The 20,395-nt window shown below is 63.8% G+C and carries 18 protein-coding genes; 8 read left to right on the forward strand and 10 right to left on the reverse strand.

Features of this window, described 5'->3' with window-relative positions:
* Positions 1 to 7: 7 nt before the first annotated feature.
* Complete coding sequence (locus tag K289_RS0119520; RefSeq protein WP_084788653.1) at positions 8 to 1,753, reverse strand: AIDA repeat-containing protein; 1,746 nt, start codon at positions 1,751 to 1,753, stop codon at positions 8 to 10.
* 564 nt (positions 1,754 to 2,317) lie between these two features.
* Here K289_RS0119520 and K289_RS0119525 point away from each other — a divergent pair.
* The 3 genes from K289_RS0119525 to K289_RS0119535 all read left to right on the forward strand — a co-directional run bounded on the left by K289_RS0119525 (position 2,318) and on the right by K289_RS0119535 (position 6,391).
* Positions 2,318 to 4,471: a type I secretion system permease/ATPase gene (locus K289_RS0119525; RefSeq protein WP_371260835.1), complete on the forward strand. Its 2,154-nt coding sequence runs from the start codon at positions 2,318 to 2,320 to the stop codon at positions 4,469 to 4,471.
* Complete coding sequence (locus K289_RS0119530) at positions 4,458 to 5,891, forward strand: HlyD family type I secretion periplasmic adaptor subunit (protein ID WP_027553075.1); 1,434 nt, start codon at positions 4,458 to 4,460, stop codon at positions 5,889 to 5,891. Before K289_RS0119525 ends, K289_RS0119530 begins: the two co-directional genes overlap by 14 nt.
* 98 nt (positions 5,892 to 5,989) lie before the next feature.
* Positions 5,990 to 6,391: a RidA family protein gene (locus K289_RS0119535; protein WP_027553076.1), complete on the forward strand. Its 402-nt coding sequence runs from the start codon at positions 5,990 to 5,992 to the stop codon at positions 6,389 to 6,391.
* Between the two features lie 6 nt (positions 6,392 to 6,397).
* Here K289_RS0119535 and K289_RS0119540 read toward each other — a convergent pair whose 3' ends face one another.
* A complete protein-coding gene (locus tag K289_RS0119540; protein ID WP_027553077.1) occupies positions 6,398 to 6,799 on the reverse strand; it encodes an ACT domain-containing protein in 402 nt (133 codons plus the stop codon).
* A gap of 165 nt (positions 6,800 to 6,964) precedes the next feature.
* Between K289_RS0119540 and K289_RS51630 the strand changes: the two genes are divergently transcribed.
* The gene (locus tag K289_RS51630; protein ID WP_198024740.1) at positions 6,965 to 7,120 is read left to right on the forward strand and encodes a hypothetical protein; all 156 of its coding nucleotides are present in this window, start codon (positions 6,965 to 6,967) and stop codon (positions 7,118 to 7,120) included.
* Positions 7,121 to 7,137: 17 nt separating this feature from the next.
* Here the strand turns inward: K289_RS51630 and K289_RS0119550 are convergent, their stop codons facing one another.
* Both K289_RS0119550 and K289_RS0119555 read right to left on the reverse strand, forming a co-directional pair.
* A complete protein-coding gene (locus tag K289_RS0119550; protein ID WP_027553078.1) occupies positions 7,138 to 8,427 on the reverse strand; it encodes a DNA polymerase IV in 1,290 nt (429 codons plus the stop codon).
* Entirely contained in the window at positions 8,424 to 8,735 is a 312-nt protein-coding gene (locus K289_RS0119555; RefSeq protein WP_027553079.1) for a DUF3572 domain-containing protein, read from the reverse strand. The genes K289_RS0119550 and K289_RS0119555 overlap by 4 nt, the downstream gene beginning before the upstream one ends.
* Positions 8,736 to 8,975: 240 nt before the next feature.
* Here K289_RS0119555 and K289_RS0119560 point away from each other — a divergent pair, with 240 nt between their 5' ends.
* Together K289_RS0119560 and K289_RS0119565 are read left to right on the forward strand one after the other, a co-directional pair.
* Entirely contained in the window at positions 8,976 to 9,341 is a 366-nt protein-coding gene (locus K289_RS0119560; RefSeq protein ID WP_027553080.1) for a response regulator, read from the forward strand.
* Positions 9,342 to 9,353: 12 nt separating this feature from the next.
* Complete coding sequence (locus tag K289_RS0119565) at positions 9,354 to 10,727, forward strand: PleD family two-component system response regulator (protein ID WP_027553081.1); 1,374 nt, start codon at positions 9,354 to 9,356, stop codon at positions 10,725 to 10,727.
* Between the two features lie 427 nt (positions 10,728 to 11,154).
* Here the strand turns inward: K289_RS0119565 and K289_RS0119570 are convergent, their stop codons facing one another.
* Positions 11,155 to 11,760: a TetR/AcrR family transcriptional regulator gene (locus K289_RS0119570; protein ID WP_027553082.1), complete on the reverse strand. Its 606-nt coding sequence runs from the start codon at positions 11,758 to 11,760 to the stop codon at positions 11,155 to 11,157.
* 130 nt (positions 11,761 to 11,890) lie between these two features.
* Between K289_RS0119570 and K289_RS0119575 the strand changes: the two genes are divergently transcribed.
* On the forward strand, positions 11,891 to 13,123 hold the full coding sequence (locus tag K289_RS0119575) for an MFS transporter (protein WP_027553083.1): 1,233 nt from the start codon (positions 11,891 to 11,893) through the stop codon (positions 13,121 to 13,123).
* Between the two features lie 938 nt (positions 13,124 to 14,061).
* Here the strand turns inward: K289_RS0119575 and rpmG are convergent.
* Together rpmG and K289_RS0119585 are read right to left on the reverse strand one after the other, a co-directional pair.
* The gene (rpmG, locus tag K289_RS0119580; RefSeq protein ID WP_007603295.1) at positions 14,062 to 14,229 is read right to left on the reverse strand and encodes a 50S ribosomal protein L33; all 168 of its coding nucleotides are present in this window, start codon (positions 14,227 to 14,229) and stop codon (positions 14,062 to 14,064) included.
* 124 nt (positions 14,230 to 14,353) lie between these two features.
* Complete coding sequence (locus tag K289_RS0119585; RefSeq protein WP_027553084.1) at positions 14,354 to 15,679, reverse strand: LLM class flavin-dependent oxidoreductase; 1,326 nt, start codon at positions 15,677 to 15,679, stop codon at positions 14,354 to 14,356.
* A gap of 532 nt (positions 15,680 to 16,211) precedes the next feature.
* Between K289_RS0119585 and K289_RS0119590 the strand changes: the two genes are divergently transcribed.
* The gene (locus tag K289_RS0119590; protein WP_027553085.1) at positions 16,212 to 16,766 is read left to right on the forward strand and encodes a hypothetical protein; all 555 of its coding nucleotides are present in this window, start codon (positions 16,212 to 16,214) and stop codon (positions 16,764 to 16,766) included.
* 60 nt (positions 16,767 to 16,826) lie between these two features.
* Here K289_RS0119590 and K289_RS0119595 read toward each other — a convergent pair whose 3' ends face one another.
* From K289_RS0119595 to rnr, 3 genes are read right to left on the reverse strand one after another with little or no spacing between them, the layout of a single operon-like run.
* A complete protein-coding gene (locus tag K289_RS0119595) occupies positions 16,827 to 17,576 on the reverse strand; it encodes an NUDIX hydrolase (protein ID WP_027553086.1) in 750 nt (249 codons plus the stop codon).
* A gap of 33 nt (positions 17,577 to 17,609) precedes the next feature.
* Positions 17,610 to 18,050: a DUF983 domain-containing protein gene (locus K289_RS0119600; protein WP_027553087.1), complete on the reverse strand. Its 441-nt coding sequence runs from the start codon at positions 18,048 to 18,050 to the stop codon at positions 17,610 to 17,612.
* Complete coding sequence (gene rnr, locus K289_RS0119605) at positions 18,038 to 20,392, reverse strand: ribonuclease R (protein ID WP_027553088.1); 2,355 nt, start codon at positions 20,390 to 20,392, stop codon at positions 18,038 to 18,040. Before rnr ends, K289_RS0119600 begins: the two co-directional genes overlap by 13 nt.
* Positions 20,393 to 20,395 lie beyond the last annotated feature (3 nt).

Below are 20,395 nucleotides of genomic sequence, written 5' to 3' on the forward strand. Positions count from 1 at the left end.
TCTGCCGTCAGGCCGCCAGGGCGTTGGGCGCTAGGTTCGCCGACGCCACCGCCGTGTGCTCGGTGATCATCGTGCCGCCATGTCCGTCCGAAGCCAGCGCGAAGTTCGCGGCCGAGTATTGGCCGAGCAGGATCAGCGAAGCTGAATTGAAGCCGTCGCTGAGGGTCAGCGTGCCACCCGCATTGCCGGGGGCGGCCGCATAGCCCAACGTCGTCCCTGCGCCAAAGGCGATGTCCCGGAGGTCGATGATGTCGGTGTCGCCGAAGCCCGCGATCTGCCCGGAAAACAGGTCGGAGGCGTCGAGCTGAAGCGTACCGCCTTCGCCCTGGAACGTGACGTCGATCGCCGCGCCACCCACGGCAATATGCGCAAGACCACCGGAGATGATCGTGCCGTTGGCCAAGCCGCTGTTCACGAGCTCAACGCCACCGCTGTGGACGATCGTTCCGTTGGTGATGCCGCCCGTCACGGTCTGGAGGCCGCCGCTGTTCACGACGGTGCCGTTGGCGACGCCCATGACGTTTTCCTTACCGCGATTTCCGATCTCGGCATTGTCCACGACGCCATAGATGTATTCGGTGCCACCGAGGTTCGTGGTGTTGTCCGCGGTGCCGTAGACGAACTGGTATCCGGCGCTGATGACCATGTTCGTTGCCAAGCCTCCGACCTGGATCATGGCGTAGCCGCCGGTCAGCACGGTTGCGTCTCTCGAGATGCCGCCGGTGTCGACGACCTCGTAGCCGCCGGCATAGACGGTCGCCGACTCGGAGGTCCCACCAGCGCTGACGATTTCATAGCCACCGTGATGGATGATCCCTCCCGCTGCGGTTCCTCCTGCGTTGACGAATTCGTAGCCGCCGTTGTTGATGACAGAGCCACTCGTAAAGCCGTTTGAGGTGACGACTACGTAGCCGCCGTGGTTCACCGTGGTGCCCACTGCCAGACCGTAGGCTTCCACGTTTTGCGTTCCGCTGTTGACGACCGTGCCGTTGGCGACGCCCCCGCCGAGCACGGTCTGCGTGCCTGTGCCACCATTTATCACCGTATTGTTCGCAAGGCCGTCCCATACGATCTGGGATCCGCCGCGCACCGTCGTGCCGTTGGCGGTGCCGCCGGCCAGCACATATTCGAACCCGCCGGACATGGTCGTGTTGTTTGCGACACCACCGGCTCCGATAAACTGCCACCCGCTGGTCATGATCGTGTCGTTCGCGGTGCCGAGGACGTCCTCCTGGCCACCTGCAATGGTCGTGGCGCTCGCGGTCGCGCCGCCATAGACGGCCTGGTAAATGCCGTTGCCGAGCGTCGTGCCACTGGCCATGCCGCCGGAATAGACCCATTGGGCGCCGGCGCTCAGGTTGGTCCCCGTCGCGATACCGCCGTCATAGATGGCCTGAACGCCACCGCCCGTGGTGTTGCTGGCCGTTCCGCCGGAGTGGACGTTCTGAGTGGCGCCGTCCAAGGTGGTGCCGATCGCCTTGCCACCGTTGAAAATGTTCATGACGGCGCCGCCGGCGACCGTCGCGTTGATGTCGGTGCCGAACACGTTCTCGACGGCAAGTCCGCCGAGGAAGGAATCGACGGCGGTTCCACCGGAGTCCACCACCAGCTGGCCGCCGCCGTTGACGACCGTCGCGCTGGCCGTGCCACCGGCGTTGATCTCGAGCGTACCGTTCCACAGGACCAAGGTCCCGTCAGCGGTTGCCCCCGAGCCGACCTCCAAGGTATCGCCCGGTTGTACTGTCTCAGTCATCGCATTCTCCTGGAAAAATTCATTGTGTCCAATTTCCGTTCTCGCATCCCGAAGCCCGGGGTGTTCTCGATCGCGTGTCCAGTTACGATATACAAGTCAATTTTGTTATCATAACACGGTGAGTAATGGTTTATTCCCATCCATTGTTATGTGATATCGCGTCGCGCTGACGCGTCGGATTGCCGCATTAGAGTCCCGTCGAAGGATGCCAGCGTCATGTCGCGGTGGATCATCAGGCGTTGACCGATGTGTCCTCGATAATGAGTACCACGCGCCCCTATTTCCCGAGGGCTGCAGGCGCGCCGCGAGCCCGATAATGGATGATGAAGGTCAGCCAGATGCAGTTGGCGTTGACGCAGATGCGAGGGCGCCCTTGATCGCGGCATCGGCGTCTGCCGCGTAATTGAATCGACGTTCGTATGTGAGTCGCATTCGTCGTATATAACATATATCGATAAGATATCATATGATTTTGGGCGCGGTTGCTCGCAGCGTGCCCGATGAGGGGATCTATGGAGCCGACAACGAGCCCGCCGGGGTGTCCGCGGGTAACGGAGTTGAAACATGACGGTGCTGCGCATGGCTGAGGGCGCAGCCCGTGAACTGCCCGCCGATCCTGGCCTTCACGCGATCGTTGCCCTGTTGCGCCTGAATGGCGTGGGGGCAAGCCCGGACCGGATCCGGCATCAATTCGGCAACAGGCTCGGCGTCACCGAGGTCTTGCGCTGCGCGAAGAGCTTTGGCCTGAAGGCGAGGGCGGTCTCCGCGACCTGGGATCGGCTTGCCGGGATGCCGATGCCATGCATCGCAGTTTTGCGCGACGGCGGGTTTCTGCTGCTCGGCAAGGCCGGGCACGACAAGATCATCGTCCAGGTGCCGGACGCCCCGAAACCGGATCTCATGACCCGGGCCGAATTCGAGGAAGCGTGGGATGGCCGGGCGATCCTGATCGCCAAGCGAGCGCCCCTGACCGACCTGTCCCGGCGCTTCGACATCACGTGGTTCCTGGGCGCGATCCATAAATACCGGCGGCTGCTCGGCGAGGTCCTGGTCGGGTCGCTGTTCCTCCAGCTCTTCGCTCTGGTTTCCCCACTGCTGTTCCAGGTCGTGATCGACAAGGTGCTCGTCCATCGCAGCATGACGACCCTGGACGTCGTCGTGACCGGCCTGGTTGCGATCGCGGTCTTTGAAACGATCCTCGGAACGCTCCGGACCTACCTGTTTTCGCACACGACCAACCGCATCGACGTTGAGTTGGGCGCGCGGCTGTTTCGGCATCTTCTGGCGCTTCCCATCGGATATTTCCGGGCGCGTCGCGTCGGTGACTCGGTGGCGCGGGTGCGGGAGCTGGAGAACATCCGCAATTTTCTCACCAGTTCAGCGCTGACGATCGCGATCGATCTCTTCTTCACGATCGTCTTCCTCGCGGTGATGTGGTTCTATTCGCCGCTGCTCACGCTGGTGGCGCTCTCCTCGTTCCCGTTCTACATCGCCATCTCGGCTGGTGTCAGTCCCGCGTTTCGCTGGCGTCTCGACGAGAAATTCCAGCGTGGCGCGGAGAACCAGGCATTTCTGGTCGAATGCGTCACGGGCGTCGAGACCCTGAAGGCGATGGCGCTGGAGCCGCAGATGCAGCGGCGCTGGGAGGAGCAGCTCGCGAGCTACGTGGCGGCGAGCTTTCGCGTCATCAGTCTCGGCAACACCGCGAGCCAGGCCATCCAGTTCGTCAGCAAGGTCGCGACGGCCGCAATCCTGTATTTCGGTGCGAGGCTCGTCATCGGTGGCGATCTGACCGTTGGCGAACTTGTCGCCTTCAATCTTCTGGCCGGCCGCGTCAGTACGCCGGTCCTTCGTCTGGCGCAGATCTGGCAGGATTTCCACCAGGCGCGACTATCGGTTCAGCGTCTGGGCGACATTCTGAACACGGCGGCGGAGCCGGTGTACACGCCGGGGCGAGCAGCCTTGCCCGTGATCCGCGGCGACATCAGGTTCGAGCATGTCACCTTTCGTTACCGCATCGACGGTCCGGAGATTCTCAGCGACGTGAGCCTGAACGTGCCGGCGGGGCAGTTCGTCGGGGTCGTCGGCACGTCGGGATCGGGAAAGAGCACGCTCGCCAAGCTGATCCAGCGGCTCTATGTGCCGGAGAGCGGTCGTGTGCTGGTGGACGGCACCGATCTGGCGATGGTCGATCCAAGCTGGCTGCGCCGGCAGATCGGAATCGTGCTGCAGGAGAACATCCTGTTCAGCCGCACCGTTCGCGACAACATCGCGCTCGCGGATCCGGCGATGCCCTTCGAGCGGGTGATCGAAGCCGCCAATCTTGCCGGAGCGCACGAGTTCATCCTCGAACTTCCGGAAGGGTATGACACGGTCGTCGGCGAGCAGGGGAGCACGCTGTCGGGTGGTCAAAGACAGCGGATCGCCATCGCGCGGGCGCTGATGACAAATCCCCGCATCCTGATCCTCGATGAGGCCACGAGCGCGCTCGACTATGAGAGCGAGCGGATCGTCCAGCAGAACATGGTGCAGATCGCGAAAGGGCGCACGGTCTTCGTGATCGCGCATCGCCTTTCGACCCTGCGCATGGCCCACCGCATCATCACGATGGACCGTGGCCGCCTGATCGAGGACGGCACCCATGAGGAGCTGATCAAGACAGGCGGGCGATACGCCACGCTGTTCCGGCTGCAGGCAGGGTTGCATGAAATCAGCTAGCGGGGTGGTGCCGTTCCCGGTCATCAAGGCGCCGGCCAGGGGCAAGGACGAGATTGCATTCCTGCCGGCCGCGCTGGAGATCGTCGAGGCGCCGCCCAATCCCGTCGGGCGCGCTGTCGGTGCCGTGATCGTCGCCGCCTTCTCGGTGGCGATCGTCTGGGCTTGCCTCGGGACCGTCGATATCGTCGCGGTAGCGCCGGGCAAGGTCATTCCGAGCGGCCGAACCAAGGTGATCCAGCCGTTCGAAACCAGCGTGGTGCGCGCCATCAAGGTCGTCGATGGCCAGACGGTGCGGGCGGGGGACGTGCTGGTCGATCTCGACTCCACGATGAACGAGGCTGAGCTTGGGCATCTCAGGAGCGATCTTGCAGGCGCACAGCTCGAGGCGGCGCGGTTGCGCGCGGCTCTTTCCGATGCCGGTGATCCAGTTGCGAACTTCCAACCACCCGAGAACGCTCCCGCCGACCTCGTGCGGGTCCAGCGACGGCTTCTGTCCAGCCAGACTGTCGAACAGAACGCCAAGCTCGCATCGATCGAACATCAGGTCGCGCAGAAGGAAGCCGAGCGGGCGACGATCACGGCCTCGATCGGCAAGCTCGAGGCAACCATCCCTCTGCTGCAACAGCGGGTCGATATGCGCAAGCTCCTGTTCGACAAGGAATTGGGATCGAAGCTGTTCTATCTCCAGGAACTTCAGGATCTGGTGGGCCAGCAGCAGGAGCTTCTGGTTCAAAAGAGCCGCTACAAGGAGGCTGATGCAGCTCTGGCCGCGCTGGTGGAGACCAGCACGAAGACGACGGCCGAATATCAGCGCTCGCTGTCGGATGACCTCGCAAAAGCCGAGCAGAGGGCTGCGGGTCTCATGCAGGATGTCGTCAAGGCCGAGCAGAGGAAGAGCTTTCAGCGCCTGACCGCTCCCGTCGATGGTGTCATCCAGCAGCTTGCGATCCACACGGTTGGCGGTGTCGTTACGCCTGCGCAGGCGCTGATGGTGATCGTGCCGCTGGAGAGCCGGCTAGAGATCGAGGCGATGGTGTCGAACCGCGACATCGGGTTCATCGAGGTCGGCCAGGACGTGGCGCTCAAGATCGATACCTTCAATTTCACCCGGTATGGCCTGCTGGACGGCAAGGTCTCGAGCGTGTCGCACGATGCGATCACGCGCGACAAGCCGCTGGACAAGAGCGGTGAAAAGTCTGCGGGCACCGAGCAGGACAGCAGCGAACCCAAGGGGCAGGAGCTGGTCTATTCGGCCCGGATATCCCCCAGCCGGGACCGAATGCTGATCGAGGACAAATACGTCAGTCTCTCACCCGGCATGGCCGTGAGCGTCGAGATCAAGACAGGGACCCGTACGATCATCAGCTATCTCTTGTCGCCGCTGGCGCGGTATCGGCACGAAAGCATGCGGGAGAGATAGCAGCGCGAGGGCGCGGTCCGTCGCATCTTCCGGCTGGTCCGGAAGTCGCGATCCGGATAAGCTTGCACCCAACTAAAAAATGCCAGGGAACCAGCATCATGCCCAAGCTCGATCATCTCCGTCCTAGCGGCCTGCATCACAATCCGGCTTATTCCCACGTCGTCACGGCCTCCGGTGCGCGCACCATCTACATCTCCGGGCAGGTGTCCGTCGACGAGGAGGGGCGTGTGGTCGGTGAGGGCGATCTCGCCGCGCAGACGACGCAGGTGATGCAGAATCTCGGCCTGGCGCTGAAGGCGGCCGGTGCGAGCTACGCCAACATCGTGAAGATCACCACCTTCGTGGTGAACTACAAGCCGGAGCTCCGTCCCATCATCGGCAAGGCCCGCTCGGTCTTCTTCGAAGGCATGGACCCGCCCGCGAGCACCCTGGTCGGCGTCACCGCACTCGCCGCGCCTGAATGGATGATCGAGATCGAAGCGGTCGCGGTCGCGGATTGAGATGGGTTACGTGTGCTTCGACATCGCTCGCAGAACTGCCAGCGCTTCGTCGGCCCTGTGAGCAGGCACGAACAGATGGTCGTGATGGAAGGCTGAAACGGCATTCACGCTGATGCCGGCCTCGGCCAGGCGGGCCGTGATCGCGGCCAGAAACCCGACCGCCTCCAGCGCGGAATGTACCGTCAAGGTGATCAGGCGCGAGGCGAACGCGTAGCGTAGTCCCGCCGCTTCGGCCTCTTCACGCTGGATCACGAGCGTGGTTCCTTCCTGCTCGCGGAACGTCAGCAGTGGGGTGATCGCAGCCGGAATGCGCTCGTTCGGCCGGATCGTGCAAAACACGAAAGTGCCCCGCTGCATCTGCGGTTTCATATCCCTCAACAGCGCGTCGAGATCACGTTCGCCTGTCACGGTCGTCAGCCTCTCAGCGCGTAAAAGCTAACAGAGCTCTTGCCAACATACCTTTGTATATCCCCTCTAATCCTTCGCATGCGCTGCTCTAACGCTCGTACAATTGAGCGACGGGCGGGCGATTCTTAAACTCTGAGCCAACTCGGGTTCCTGCGGGGAGGCTCAATGAACGTCATCATTCGACAGCTCAACGGTTTGTGGCACCTCATCGTCGGGTCTTGTCAGATCCGAACGCCGTTCCTGGCAACTCAGGACCGGCATCTGGTGGTCCAATACGCCCGGCGCGTCTATCCCGGCGCCAGGATCTTCGAACACGACTGACTTCGGCCTGGCCAAGGTCACTCCTGCGCCTTCTCCGGCCCCTCATAGGAGATGCCGCGGATCACCGCGGCGTTTCCGAACTTCTTGCGCAGGCCGTCGATCGCGCGCTCGGCGTGGGCGGCGCGGCGGTCGAGCATGTCGGTGTCGTCGGCCGCCGAGCCGGTGCGCAGCGCGCTGACGCCGGCGCCCATCAGGCGGAAGGCGGTGCCGTCGATCTCCCTGGCCAGCATCTCGCGGCAGATCGCAAAAATCTTTGCGGCGAGCTGGGTCGGACCTGCGATCGACTGCGATCGCGTGCGCTGGCGGAAATCGGCGGTCTTCAGCTTCAGCGTGATGGTCGTGCCGGCAAGCTCGCCGCTCTTCAGCCGCGAGGAGGTCTTCTCGCAGAGCCGCCACAGGATTTTCTCCAGCGTCGCGAAGTCGCGGATGTCGGTCTCGAACGTGGTTTCGCTCGAGATCGTCTTGGCGCCGCGGTCAGGCTCGACGCGGCGGTCGTCGATGCCGCGGGCGAGCCGCCACAGCCGGCGGCCATCGCTCGGGAATTGCCGCATCAGCTCGATCTCGTCGGCCTTCTGAAGGTCGGCGATGATGCGGAAGCCGCGCTGCGTCAGCCGCTCCTGGGTCGCAGGTCCGACGCCGAAGATGAAGCCGACCGGCTTCTCCGCCAGCATGATCCGCGCTTCCTCCTGGTCGAGCGCGGCAAAGCCGCGCGGCTTGTCGAGGTCGGAGGCGATCTTGGCCAGGAACTTGTTGCAGGACAGGCCGACCGACACCGTGATGCCGATGTCGTGCTCGACGTCGCGGGCAAAGCGCGCCAGCACTTTTGCGGGAACCATGCCGTGAACGCGTTCGGTGCCGGAGAGGTCGAGAAAGGCCTCGTCGATCGAGAGCGGCTCGACCAGCGGCGTCAGCGCCTGCATGGCCTGGCGCACTTCGCGGCCGACGCGGACATATTTCGCCATGTCCGGCCGGATCACGGTCGCATGCGGGCAGGCCTCCAGCGCCTTATACATCGGCATGGCCGAGCGGACGCCGAAAGTGCGCGCGATGTAGCAGGCGGCCGACACCACGCCGCGCTTTCCGCCGCCGATGATGACCGGCTTGTCGGCGTTATCAGGATTGTCGCGCTTCTCCACCGTTGCGTAGAAGGCATCGCAGTCGATATGGGCGATGGTCAGCGCCGACAGCGCACGGTGGCGGACGAGGCGAGGGGAACCGCAGGCGGAGCACCGCCGCACCCCCATGTCCAGATCGGCCAGACAATCCCGGCAAAAGCAGCGGGGCCCGGCCGCCTCCAGGGTGCTCACGGCACGTCGCGCTCCCAGGGCCGGTCGCCGAGCGCGTCGCCCAGCACCTGCCGCGCTGCGGCAATGTTGGTCGGATGCAGTTCCGAGGCGGCCGCAAACGCCTTCACGGTCGCGTCATCGCGCAGCACGAAATCGAGTATGCTGAGCAGGAAATTCGGGTTCGAGGCGGCGCTCCGGAGCGTCTCCGGGCCGACACCTGTCTCGGCCAGGAACAGGCCCAGCCGCTCAGGCTCGCTCGCGACGAAAGAGAGCGCCTGAATCGCAACGATTTCAGCTACTTCGCGGGGGGTGTGAACAGGCTTTTTCAAGCGCCCGATTTGCCTTTCCGTTAACTTTCGGTCTCTAATTTGGAATCATCATGCCCGAGTCTCGCGGCTCTGTCTTGCGACCCAGACAAGCAACTGGAAACCACATCGCAGAAAGTCGGCCCTCGGGTTTAACGAAACTAGAGCGAATCTGAGGCTAGTTTGAATCCAGTTTTTGAAGCGCCGGCGAGAGGCGCCTGAGGCGTCACATGTATCGGTCTCCTTGCCAAACGGGAGGACGGGATGGCTAAGACCGTCCTGATCGTGGAAGACAACGAGCTCAACATGAAGCTCTTCCGCGACCTGTTGGAGGCGCACGGCTACCAGACCTCGGGCACCAGCAACGGCTACGAGGCGCTCGATCTCGTTCGCAAGATGCGTCCCGATCTCGTGCTGATGGACATCCAGTTGCCGCAGGTGTCGGGCCTGGAGGTGACGCGCTGGATCAAGGACGATCCGGAGCTGCGCACCATTCCCGTCGTCGCGGTCACTGCCTTCGCGATGAAGGGCGACGAAGAACGCATCCGCGAGGGCGGCTGCGAAGCCTATTTGTCGAAGCCGATCTCGGTCGGCAAATTCATTGAGACGGTCCGGCGTTTCATCGGGTAGGGAGTGAGTTAAGTGTCCGCGCGTATCCTGGTCGTCGATGACGTCCCTGCCAACGTCAAACTGCTGGAAGCCCGTCTCTCTGCCGAATATTTCGACGTGATGACCGCTGCCAACGGCACCGAGGCGCTGGCGATCTGCCGCCGCGCCGAATGCGACATCATCCTGCTCGATGTGATGATGCCCGACATGGACGGTTTCGAGGTCTGCCGCCGCCTGAAGACCGATCCGGCGACGCACCACATCCCTGTCGTGATGGTGACGGCGCTCGACAGTCCCGCCGACCGCAACCGTGGGCTGGAAGCCGGTGCCGACGATTTCCTCACCAAACCCGTCTCCGATGTCGTGCTGATCGCGCGCGTCCGTTCGCTGACGCGGCTGAAGATGATGACGGATGAGCTGCGCATGCGCGCCATCACCTCGCTCGAGATCGGCATGCAGGCGCCCGAACGGAGCGCCGTGGCCGACACCGGCAAGGGCGGCCGCATCCTGCTGGTCGACGACCGCCAGTCCTCCTATGAGCGGCTGGCGACGCTGCTCGCCGCCGAGCACACCGTCGATGTCGAGCCCAATCCGACCGAAGCGCTGTTCCACGCGGCCGAAGGCAATTACGACCTCCTGATTGTCTCGCTCGACCTGAACAATTTCGACGGCCTGCGGCTGTGCAGCCAGGCGCGCTCGCTGGAGCGCACGCGCCATGTGCCGATCCTGGCGATTGCGGATGCCGAGAACTCGACGCGGCTGCTCCGCGGCCTCGAAATCGGCGTCAACGACTATCTGCTGCGGCCCATCGACAAGAACGAGCTTCTGGCGCGCGCCCGCACCCAGATCCGCCGCCGCCGCTACACCGATCACCTGCGCGACAACGTCCAGAACTCGATCGAGATGGCGATCACGGACGCGCTCACCGGTTTGCACAATCGCCGCTACATGGAGAGCCATCTGGCGACGCTCGCCGAGCAGGCCTCGACCCGCGGCAAGCCGCTCGCGCTGATGATCCTGGACATCGACTACTTCAAGTTGATCAACGACAATTACGGCCACGATGCCGGCGACGACGTGCTGCGCGAGTTCGCGGTGCGCGTGCGCAAATCGATCCGCGGCATCGATCTCGCCTGCCGCTACGGCGGCGAGGAGTTCGTGATCGTGATGCCGGAAACCGACCTCCACGTCGCCGGCATGGTCGCCGAGCGCCTGCGCCGCTCGATTGCCGGCGAGCCGTTCGCGATCCACAAGGGCACCAAGCGCATCGAGGTCACGATCTCGATCGGGCTCACCACGCTGGAAAAGAAGGGCGAGGCGGTCGCCGACGTCCTCAAGCGCGCCGACACCGCGCTCTACCGCGCCAAGCACGACGGCCGCAATCGCGTGGTGTCGCAGGCGGCGTGACGCGGGGCGGGTGAGGGGGCGCGTCGTCCGCGCCTCCATCCTCAGCCGTCGTCCCGGCCTGGTGCGGACGGGGGCAGTCACAAAAAATCTCGAAAACAACCCCATGCAAAGTAGCCGATGACCGGCGGAGGATGCCTCGTGCGTCCGCAGAGCCGTTTGACACGTCGGGCAAAACACCGGCATTATTTCATCATCCCGCACTGGCACGTGGGGCGAACTCCGCTGCCCGATACTCGCTGTCATTCCCCGCGACCCGGCTACGCCAAGGCTTCGCCGGGGCGTACGCTGTTGGGTAGCCGAAGCTTCAGCGTAGGCGGCAAGCGGGGAATCCAGTACGCTGCGGCTTCTCCGTATCCAACGACCGTCTCTGAGATACTGGATCACCCGCTTTCGCGGGTGATGACATCGCGTAATGCGGTGACAGTGGTCACTGCGGCGAACGCTTGCCCTTCACGGGCTTCGCCGTACCATCGCCCACATCCACACCCGCATTCCGCAGCAGCACCTTCGCTGCTTCCTTCGCCGCGCGGGCCATCGCGGGATCGTCGCGTACGAGGTCCTGCGCAATCGAGCCGTCGACCAGCAGGACGAGCTGGGTCGCGAGTGCGTCGGCCTCAGTGACACCGAGCGCGTTCAGCCGCTCGCGAAACCAGACGCGGCGGCTTTCCTTGAAGGCGGCCGCGATCTTCTTCACCGCGCGGTCCGCAGGCCCGAGCTCGGCGACCGCATTCACGAACGGACAGCCGCGAAAATCCTTCGCAGCAAATCGCCGCTCCAGCGAATCGAAGGTGGCGAGGATCTGCTCGGCCGGCGGCTTGTCGGACGGGCGCGGCTGCACGAAGCGGCGTTCCAGATAGGCCGCGATCAGCGCGTCCTTGGAGGGGAAGTGGTTGTAGAGCGTGCGTTTGGAGATGCCGACCTCGGCCGCGATGGTGTCGACGCCGATGGCGCGGATGCCTTGCAGATAGAACAGCTTGTCGGCGGTCTCGAGGATCCGCTCCTTCATCGTCTGTTGGGTGGGCGGGGGAGCCATGCGTCGGAATAAGCCCTCTTCGCTTGACAGCACCAGCCTTCTATAGGGTAAGTAAACAGGTCTGTGTAACTAAAATCAACGGGAATCGCAGACGACGGCTATCGTGCCGCGCCCACGAGGGAGAACAAAAATGCCCCTGTTGCAGGTCCTGCGACCGACATTGCCCATCCTGATCGGCGCCTCGATCATGCTGACGCTGAGCATGGGGCTGCGACAGAGCCTCGGCATCTTCCTGCAACCGTTGACGCATGACATCCACATCTCGGTGTCGGATTTTACGCTGGCGCTGGCCGTGCAAAACCTCGCCTGGGGCTTCCTCCAACCGCTCGCCGGCGCGATGACGGTGCGCTATGGCTTCCGGCCCATCATGATCGTCGGCTCGCTGATGTACATTGCGGGCCTCGCTTTGATGGCGACCGCAGGCGGCCTCATCAGCGTGATGGTCGGCGGCGGCGTGCTGATCGGCACGTCGCTGGCCTGCACCGCGGCGGCGATTGCGATGTCGGTGGCGGCACGCGCCGTCCCTGCGACGGTGCGCTCGACCGTGCTCGGCATCGTATCCGGTGCGGGCTCGCTCGGCGCGCTCTTGTCGGCGCCGATCGGACAGATGCTCAATGAGGGTTTCGGCTGGCGCATCGGGCTCGCTGGCTTCGTCATCATGTCGGTGCTGATGATTCCCGCCGCGTGGTACGCCGGCCGCGTTGACCAGGTTCCGCTGCCGGAGCCGGCGGCCGACGATATCGGCGATGCGACCGCGGCGTCCGTGGCGAAGGCAGCGTTCGGCAATGTCCCCTTTGTCGTGATGACCTGCGCCTATCTCGTTTGCGGCATGCAACTCGTTTTTCTGACTACGCATCTGCCGTCCTATCTCGCGATCTGCGGCCTCGATCCGATGCTGAGCGCGCAGACGCTCGGCATGATCGGCGGCTTCAACGTGCTGGGCTCGCTGTTCTTCGGCTGGGCCGGCCAGCGCTGGAACAAGCTGGCGCTGTTAGGGGCCATCTACATCCTGCGCTCGCTGGCGCTCGCCTGGTACTTCACGTTGCCCGCAACGCCCGCCTCGACGCTGCTGTTCGGCGCGATCATGGGCTTCCTCTGGATGGGTGTCGGCCCGCTTGTCGCGGGCGCCGTCGCCGAGATGTTCGGCCTTCGCTGGCAGGCGATGATCCAGGGCCTTGCCTTCATGAGCCACCAGATCGGCAGCTTCCTCGGCGCCTATGGAGGAGGGGTGCTCTACGACGCACTCGGCTCCTACACCATGGCCTGGCGCATCGGTGTGGCGCTCGGTCTTGCCGGCGGCATCATCCAGGTCGCGTTCGCGCTGATCCGCCCGGCGCAACCGCCGGTGCTCAAGGCGGCGTAGGCGGGGCGTGGGCCATGCGCGTCCGCTTAGGAACTTAAAGCGGACGCCGCGCTGCTTGGTTATCCTGGATCAGTGCGGACGTTTTGGCCGCTTGACTTCGGCGACCTGAAACTTGTTGCCGGCGGACAGGCTGCTGCAAATCCAGTAGGCTCTATTTCGGTAGTCGCCCAAGAATACCTTGGTCTCGACGCAATCCACGTAGGATTTGTAGGTGAGGTTGTCTCGGCATGTTGGCGAGAAAGGCGCATTTGCTTGTCCGCCCCCTGACTCGCTACATCCAACCCAAGGATCTTTGCCGTGCGGGAGGCTTGATTCACAGCCACCGTTGCAATTGCTGGCGACTTTCTCCAGCCTGGCAATCCTCCCTAATACTGAATCCGGTGCAGGCGAAGGCGTCCGTGTGGCTGACGACGACGTTTGACCGGTTGACGCAGTCCGGCGAGATGCCCCGGTGTTTGCCACGCGCTCCGGCCTATGTGGCCTTGCCAGCTGCTTCGGCGCGTCGACCGTGACGGGAGGAAGCGTGGCGGCGGAGCCTGTTGGAATTTGCGACGCTGCTGGGCCGCATATCAGGACGGTTGACAAGGCAGCGACGGTTGAAGGCACGACAAGGCTTGACGACAATCTCATGACCATGTCCTTCCCAAATCCGGAACGGAAATGCCGCGCCGGTAAATGCACGGTAACATACATTTCGAGTTGGACAACCGAGGGTTGAATGGCGCCTTGCGCGGCTCTCGTGCCCCGGACGCAGCGCAGCGCTTCTTCAGCGGTGCGCTGCAGAGCCCGGGCCCATGTCTCCGCATCGTACCGTTTTGCTTTCTGGGTCGCGGCTCTGCGGAGCAGCGTTGCACGCTGCGCCGCGTCCGGGACACGGGATGGGCAAAACGAAAACGGGGCCCAGTGGGCCCCGCAAAAGTCTTCAGCGTTCCGCGATCTTACTTGATCTTGGCTTCGCGGAATTCGACGTGCTTGCGCGCGACCGGGTCGTACTTCTTCTTGACCAGCTTGTCGGTCATGGTGCGCGAATTCTTCTTGGCGACGTAGTAGAAGCCGGTGTCAGCCGAGGACACGAGCTTGACCTTGATGGTGACCGCTTTGGCCATGTTCAGGACCTCAAAAATGAAGGGAATCTGGAGCCGGCCAAACGGCCCGCGTTGGCCGGCAACCTAGCCAGAAACCGCCGGAAGTCAAGGTTTTAGGGCTAGAAAAGCACCCAAATCGGACCCATCACGCCTCAAAGAACCGGTTTTTCGGCCGCGGCAGGCCCAGATTCTCTCTCAAAGTGGCCCCTTCATACTCTTTGCGGAAGATTCCGCGCCGCTGGAGCTCCGGGACCACCTTGTCGACGAAATCGTCAATCCCGGCTGGCAGGAACGGGAACATGATGTTGAATCCGTCCGAGCCACGGCCGACCAGCCATTCCTCCATTTGGTCGGCGATGGTCTTGGCGGTGCCGACGAAGGAGAGCCCGCCATAGCCGCCGACACGCTGGGCGAGCTGGCGCACGGTCAGCTTGTCGCGCTTCGCCAGATCGACCATCCGCTGCCGGCCGCTCTTGCTGGCATTGGTCTCGGGGATTTCCGGCAACGGCCCGTCCGGATCGAAGCCTGATGCGTCGGTGCCGAGAATGACCGAGAGCGAGGCGATGGCGCTGTCGTAGTGCACGCGGCTGTCGAGCAGGGCGCGCTTCTCCTTGGCCTCGTCGACGCTGTCGCCGACCACGACGAAGGCACCCGGCAGGATCTTCAAATGCTCGGGGGCGCGGCCGATCTTCTCCATGCGGCCCTTGATGTCGGCATAGAGCTTTTGCCCGTCGGCGAGGCTGCCGCCACCGGTGAACACGGCTTCCGCGGTTTCGGCTGCGAGCTGCTTGCCGTCCTCGGAGGCGCCAGCCTGCACGATCACCGGCCAGCCCTGCACGGGACGGGCGATGTTGAGAGGGCCGCGCACCTTCAGATATTTGCCGTTGTGGTCGAGCACATGCATCTTCGACGGCTCGAAGAACAGGCCCTGCTCGACATCGCGCACGAAGGCGTCGTCGGCGAAGGAGTCCCACAGGCCCGTGACGACATCGTAGAATTCGCGGGCGCGCTTGTAGCGCTCGGCGTGCTCCATGTGGTCGTCGAGGCCAAAATTCAGCGCCGCGTCGGGGTTCGAGGTGGTGACGATATTCCAGCCGGCGCGGCCGCCGCTGATGTGGTCGAGCGAGGCAAAGCGGCGCGCGACATGGTAGGGCTCATCGAACGTCGTCGATCCCGTCGCGATCAAGCCGATCCGCTCGGTGACGGCGGACAGTGCCGACAGCAGCGTGAACGGCTCGAACGATGTCACCGTGTGACTGCGCTTCAGCGCATTGATCGGCATGTTCAGCACGGCGAGGTGATCGGCCATGAAGAAGGCATCGAACTTGCCGGCTTCGAGCTTCCGGATCAGCGTCTTGATGTGATCGAAATTGAAATTGGCGTCCGGCCAGGCTCCGGGATAGCGCCAGGCGCCGGTGTGGATGCTGATCGGGCGCATGAACGCGCCAAGCTTGAGTTGCCGTTGTGCCATCGCGCCCTGTCCGTTCTGGGGTGTCGGTCGACATCACATAGGTGCGGCCTCCGTCGGCGCCACGGGGACGGTGCGGAACAATTTTTCGTTTTTCGGTCGCTCCCCAGCACAATCGTCATTCCACATTGCGCAAGTGCGCAATGGGGGCGCGCGTCAGCGCGAGCCCGGAATCCATCGGGCCGCACAGACCGTTGAGAGATGGATTCCGGGCCCGCGCCAAGAGGCGCGCCCCGGAATGACGGGAGGAGGGGCTCTTCCATCGAAGCTATCGGCCGACTGGTCCGAAGAACTCCACCATCGCCGGAGCCGAGAAGCTCATCTTGTTCTGGATTCACCCTCAGCAGGTCATTCCGGGGCGCCGCGTGAGCGGCGAACCCGGAATCCATCGGGCCGCACAGACCGTTGAGAGATGGATTCCGGGCCCGCGCCAAGAGGCGCGCCCCGGAATGACGGGAGGAGAGGGCTCCTCCATCGAACCGATCGGCCGCCCGGTCCGACCAAGCCATGACTTCGGCCCGTGAGGAGACTTCCGATGGCAAGCGCAATGACGGTGGACGGCACAATCCGCATCGACTGGTCCATGCCCTGGGTCGGCCGGCCGCTGTCGCTGCCGCTCCTGGCGGCGAGCGCCTATCTGCTGTGGAATGTCGCCCTGGGCCTACAGCAGGACTTCTCTGGCTTCGGCCGATTGGCCGATGACCTCGTGCCCGTCCTCGTGTTCACCGGCCTCGGGCTCCTCGTCGGCATACCCGGCCTGATCCTGCTCACGTTTCGCTATTTCGTCGTTCTCAACGAATCGCTGCGCCAGATTGTCATCACCAGGCAGTTCGGACCGCTGAATATTCGCAGCCTGCGCAATCTCGCCGATTATCATCTGATCAGCATCACGGACGACTACGATCCGCAGCTCACGACGTATGACGTCAGCCTCTGCGGCAACAAGGGGACTGCGCCGATCACGCTGTCGAGCTTCACGACGCGCGACGAGGCGAACAGGTTCGCAAACGAGCTTGGCCGCGTCCTCAAGCTTCCGGCGCGCGACTATGTCGGCACTGAGCCGGACGCGGATGACGAGGCCGAGAGCTGAGATTCTTGTTTTGACGCGTTTTCTCGACGCGAACCGGTATCCGCTTCGCTTGAGAACGCTCTAGCCCAAAATATCCTTCTGCATCTTGCCGCCGTAGAAATGGAAGAACGGCACCGGCGCATCGTGGCGGAGCGGGCCGGTGGCGAGGCGCGTGTCGAGCTCGTTGAGCACGTTGCGCGTCATCGGATGCAAATCGGCGAGCGGCTTGGAGCCGAGCTCGACCCACACCAGCTCGACGAGCTCCGCATCCGCATGGATCACACCCTCGACGCGGTGGGTGATCGCGGAGGCGTCCGCGGTGAAGAAGCGCGTGTCGAAGCGCTTGACGCGGCCGGGCGGAGTGATGGCGCGTGCGATCAGGAACAGCCCGGACGGGTCAGGCAAGAGGCCTGCGTCCGCGAACGGCGCCCATGGACCCTCAAGCTTGGGCACCTTGCCGTCGGCCTTGCGCCCGAGGCAGAGCCCGGTCTCCTCGCAGGCCTCGCGGATCGCAGCAACGGCCAGCGACTTCGCGCGTGACGCCGGCGTCTTCGGACTGCCCTTGGCGAGGTTGGCTTCCAGCTCGGCAGTGATTGGTGCCGCGCACGGCACGCGATAATCGGCCTTGTCGACGCGGCCGCCGGGGAAGACGAATTTGCCGGGCATGAACACGACGTTGTCGTGGCGCTTGCCGACCAGGACTTTTGGAATCGTGCCGCTGCGATCGACCAGGATCAGCGTCGCGGCATCCCTGGGCCGGAAATAGGGATGATGATCAGGCTCCTTCTCGTCGTGAACCTTCTCTTTTTCCGCCTGCGCCGCTTCCGTCATTTCCTCACCCGAACTGTTTTGCTTATTCTTGATTTAAACCGGCGGAATACCATCCGGAGGATTGTCGTCAAAGCCGTGCATGCGCAGAGCCCATTGCAAGCCGACCACAGCGCCCTTGACCGGCTGCAGCAGCCCGAGCGAAGCGAAGAAGGTGAAGGGCAGATAGGCCGCGAAGGTCAGCCACACAGGAGTCGAATAATTGGTTTCGATCCAGAGAATGGTCGGCACCACGATGTGGCCGACGATGACGATCACGAGATAGGCGGGCAGGTCGTCGGCGCGATGCGGCGTGAAGTCGAGGCCGCAGGACGAACAATTATCGGCCGTCTTGAGGAAGGCGCGGAACAGCTTGCCCTCGCCGCAGCGCGGGCAGCGCCCGCGAAAACCGCGCTTCATCGCGCTCCAGACATCGCGCTTCTCGACGAGGCCGGTCTCGCGCGTCCAGATTTTTGGGGCCGTGCTCATTGCGTCCATGCCTTGCCCTTTGCGCCTTTACCCTTCTTTCCTTGGCCCTTCTTCGCCTTGCCGGATTTCTTCTGCTTCTCGGGCCTGCGCTTCTTTTGCTTCGGACTGCGTCCGGGATGCGCCTTGAACGATTTGCGCTGGGAACGAAAATCCCTGCGGCTGCGCGGCGCGCTCTCGCCGGCCGACAACAGCTCGAAGCGCAGCGCACCGGCAACTGGAGCTGCTTCTATCAGACGGACGTCGACGACGTCACCCAGCTGGTGCATGGCACCGCTGCGCGTGCCAACGAGAGCGTGGCGGCTCTCGTCATAGTTGAAATATTCCGTGCCAAGGGATCGGATCGGGATCAATCCGTCGGCGCCGGTCTCGCTCAGCTTGACGAACAGGCCGGCGCGCGTGACGCCGGAGACGCGGCCCTGGAACGTCGCGCCGATGCGGTCGGCGAGGTGATGGGCGATCAGCCGGTCGACGGTCTCTCGCTCCGCCTTCATCGCGCGCCGCTCGGTCAGCGAAATATGGGCGGCGACCTCGCCCAGCGTTTCCGGCGTCTCGCTGTCGGGCAAGGCGCCTTCGCCGAGGCCGAGAGCGCGAACCAAAGCGCGATGCACGACGAGGTCGGCATAGCGGCGGATCGGCGAGGTGAAATGCGCGTAGCGGCGCAGGTTTAGGCCGAAATGGCCGTAGTTTTCCGAGGAGTACTCAGCCTGTGCCTGGGCACGCAGTACCACTTCGCTGACGAGCGGGTAGTAATCATGGCCCTCGAGCTGTGCCAGCACGCGGTTGAACAGCGTCGGGCGCAGGGCGCCTGCTTTCGCGAAGGGGACGTCCAGCGTCTCCAGAAACTCCTGGAGCGCATGGACCTTTTCCAGCGTCGGCTCGTCATGCACGCGGTAGATCAGCGGCAGCGACTTCTTCTCCAGCATCTCGGCCGCCGCGACATTGGCGAGGATCATGAATTCCTCGATCAGCTTGTGCGCATCGAGCCGCTCCGGCACGACGACGCGATCGACCGTGCCGTCGCTCTTCAGCAGGATCTTCCGCTCGGGCAGGTCCAGATTGAGCGGATCGCGCTCGTCGCGTGCGCGCTTGACGCAGGCATAGGCGGCATAGAGCGGTTTGAGGATCGGATCGAGCAGGGGGCCGGTGGTGTCGTCCGGCCGTCCGTCGATCGCGGCCTGCGCCTGCGCGTAATGCAGCTTCGCTGCCGAGCGCATCAGGATGCGATGGAAGGTGTGCGAGCGTTTGCGCCCGTCCGGGCCGATCACCATCCGCACCGCGAGCGCGCCGCGCGGCTCGCCCGGCACCAGCGAGCAGAGATTGTTGGAGATGCGTTCCGGCAGCATCGGCACGACGCGGTCGGGGAAATAGACCGAGTTGCCGCGGTCGAGCCCATCGCGGTCGAGCGCGGTGCCCGGCCGGACGTAGAAGCTGACATCGGCGATCGCGACGTTGACGATGAAGCCGCCCTTGTTGTTCGGATCGTCATCGGGCTGCGCATGCACGGCGTCGTCGTGATCCTTGGCGTCGGGCGGATCGATGGTGACGAGCGGGACGTCGCGCCAATCCTCGCGCCCCTTCAGGTTGGCCGGCTCCGCCGCTTCGGCTTCGCGCTCGGCCGCGGGCGTGAACTGCAGCGGAATGTCATGGGCGTAGATTGCGATGAGGCTGATCGCCTTCTCCGACTTGACTGAGCCGAGCTTCTCCTTGACGCGGCCTGAGGCGAGGCCAAAGCCGCGCGAGCGGACGATGTCGACGCTGACGAGGTCGCCATCCTCTGCTCCTTGCGTTTCGGTCTTCGCGATATTGAGTTCACGATCGGCGAACTTCTTGTCGACCGGGATCAGCCGGCCGCCACCTTCGGGAAGGCTGCGGAAGACGCCGAGGATCCGGCTCTTGGCCTTGTCGATGACCTTGATGATGCGGCCGCGATAGGCAGGGCCTTCCTCCTCGTCCGAACGCTCCACGCGCAGCAGCGCGCGGTCGCCGACGCCGGCCGCCGTACCCGGCTTTGGCCGGCGCGGCATCTCAATGAGGATTTTTGGCGGCTCGCCGCTTTCGACCTCGTCCCATTCGGCGGGGGAGGCGATCAGCTCGCCATCGGAGTCGCGACCGGTGATGTCGGCGAGCAGCGTCGGCGGCAGGCTCTCCGGTTCCGAGACCTTGTGGCGCTTCTTCTTGATGATTCCGTCGTCGGCGAGCTCGCGCAGCATGCGCTTGAGCTCGACGCGATCGGCGTTCTTCAGGCCGAACTCGCGCGCAATTTCGCGGGTCCCGACCTTTCCGTGATTTGCCTTGATGAAGGCGACGATGGCATTCCGATCGGGAAAGCCACGGTCATTCTTGCGTTTCACTTA

It is taken from the genome of Bradyrhizobium sp. Cp5.3, from assembly GCF_000426265.1.
Lineage (GTDB): Bacteria > Pseudomonadota > Alphaproteobacteria > Rhizobiales > Xanthobacteraceae > Bradyrhizobium > Bradyrhizobium neotropicale.

Excerpts from the sequence above, each read along its gene's own strand:
- K289_RS0119520 (WP_084788653.1), bottom strand. The coding sequence starts at position 1,753 with ATGACTGAGACAGTACAACCGGGCGATACCTTGGAGGTCGGCTCGGGG.
- K289_RS0119525 (WP_371260835.1), top strand. The coding sequence starts at position 2,318 with ATGACGGTGCTGCGCATGGCTGAGGGCGCAGCCCGTGAACTGCCCGCC.
- K289_RS0119530 (WP_027553075.1), top strand. The coding sequence starts at position 4,458 with ATGAAATCAGCTAGCGGGGTGGTGCCGTTCCCGGTCATCAAGGCGCCG.
- K289_RS0119535 (WP_027553076.1), top strand. The coding sequence starts at position 5,990 with ATGCCCAAGCTCGATCATCTCCGTCCTAGCGGCCTGCATCACAATCCG.
- K289_RS51630 (WP_198024740.1), top strand. The coding sequence starts at position 6,965 with ATGAACGTCATCATTCGACAGCTCAACGGTTTGTGGCACCTCATCGTC.
- K289_RS0119560 (WP_027553080.1), top strand. The coding sequence starts at position 8,976 with ATGGCTAAGACCGTCCTGATCGTGGAAGACAACGAGCTCAACATGAAG.
- K289_RS0119570 (WP_027553082.1), bottom strand. The coding sequence starts at position 11,760 with ATGGCTCCCCCGCCCACCCAACAGACGATGAAGGAGCGGATCCTCGAG.
- K289_RS0119575 (WP_027553083.1), top strand. The coding sequence starts at position 11,891 with ATGCCCCTGTTGCAGGTCCTGCGACCGACATTGCCCATCCTGATCGGC.
- rpmG (WP_007603295.1), bottom strand. The coding sequence starts at position 14,229 with ATGGCCAAAGCGGTCACCATCAAGGTCAAGCTCGTGTCCTCGGCTGAC.
- K289_RS0119585 (WP_027553084.1), bottom strand. The coding sequence starts at position 15,679 with ATGGCACAACGGCAACTCAAGCTTGGCGCGTTCATGCGCCCGATCAGC.
- K289_RS0119590 (WP_027553085.1), top strand. The coding sequence starts at position 16,212 with ATGGCAAGCGCAATGACGGTGGACGGCACAATCCGCATCGACTGGTCC.
- K289_RS0119595 (WP_027553086.1), bottom strand. The coding sequence starts at position 17,576 with ATGACGGAAGCGGCGCAGGCGGAAAAAGAGAAGGTTCACGACGAGAAG.
- K289_RS0119600 (WP_027553087.1), bottom strand. The coding sequence starts at position 18,050 with ATGGACGCAATGAGCACGGCCCCAAAAATCTGGACGCGCGAGACCGGC.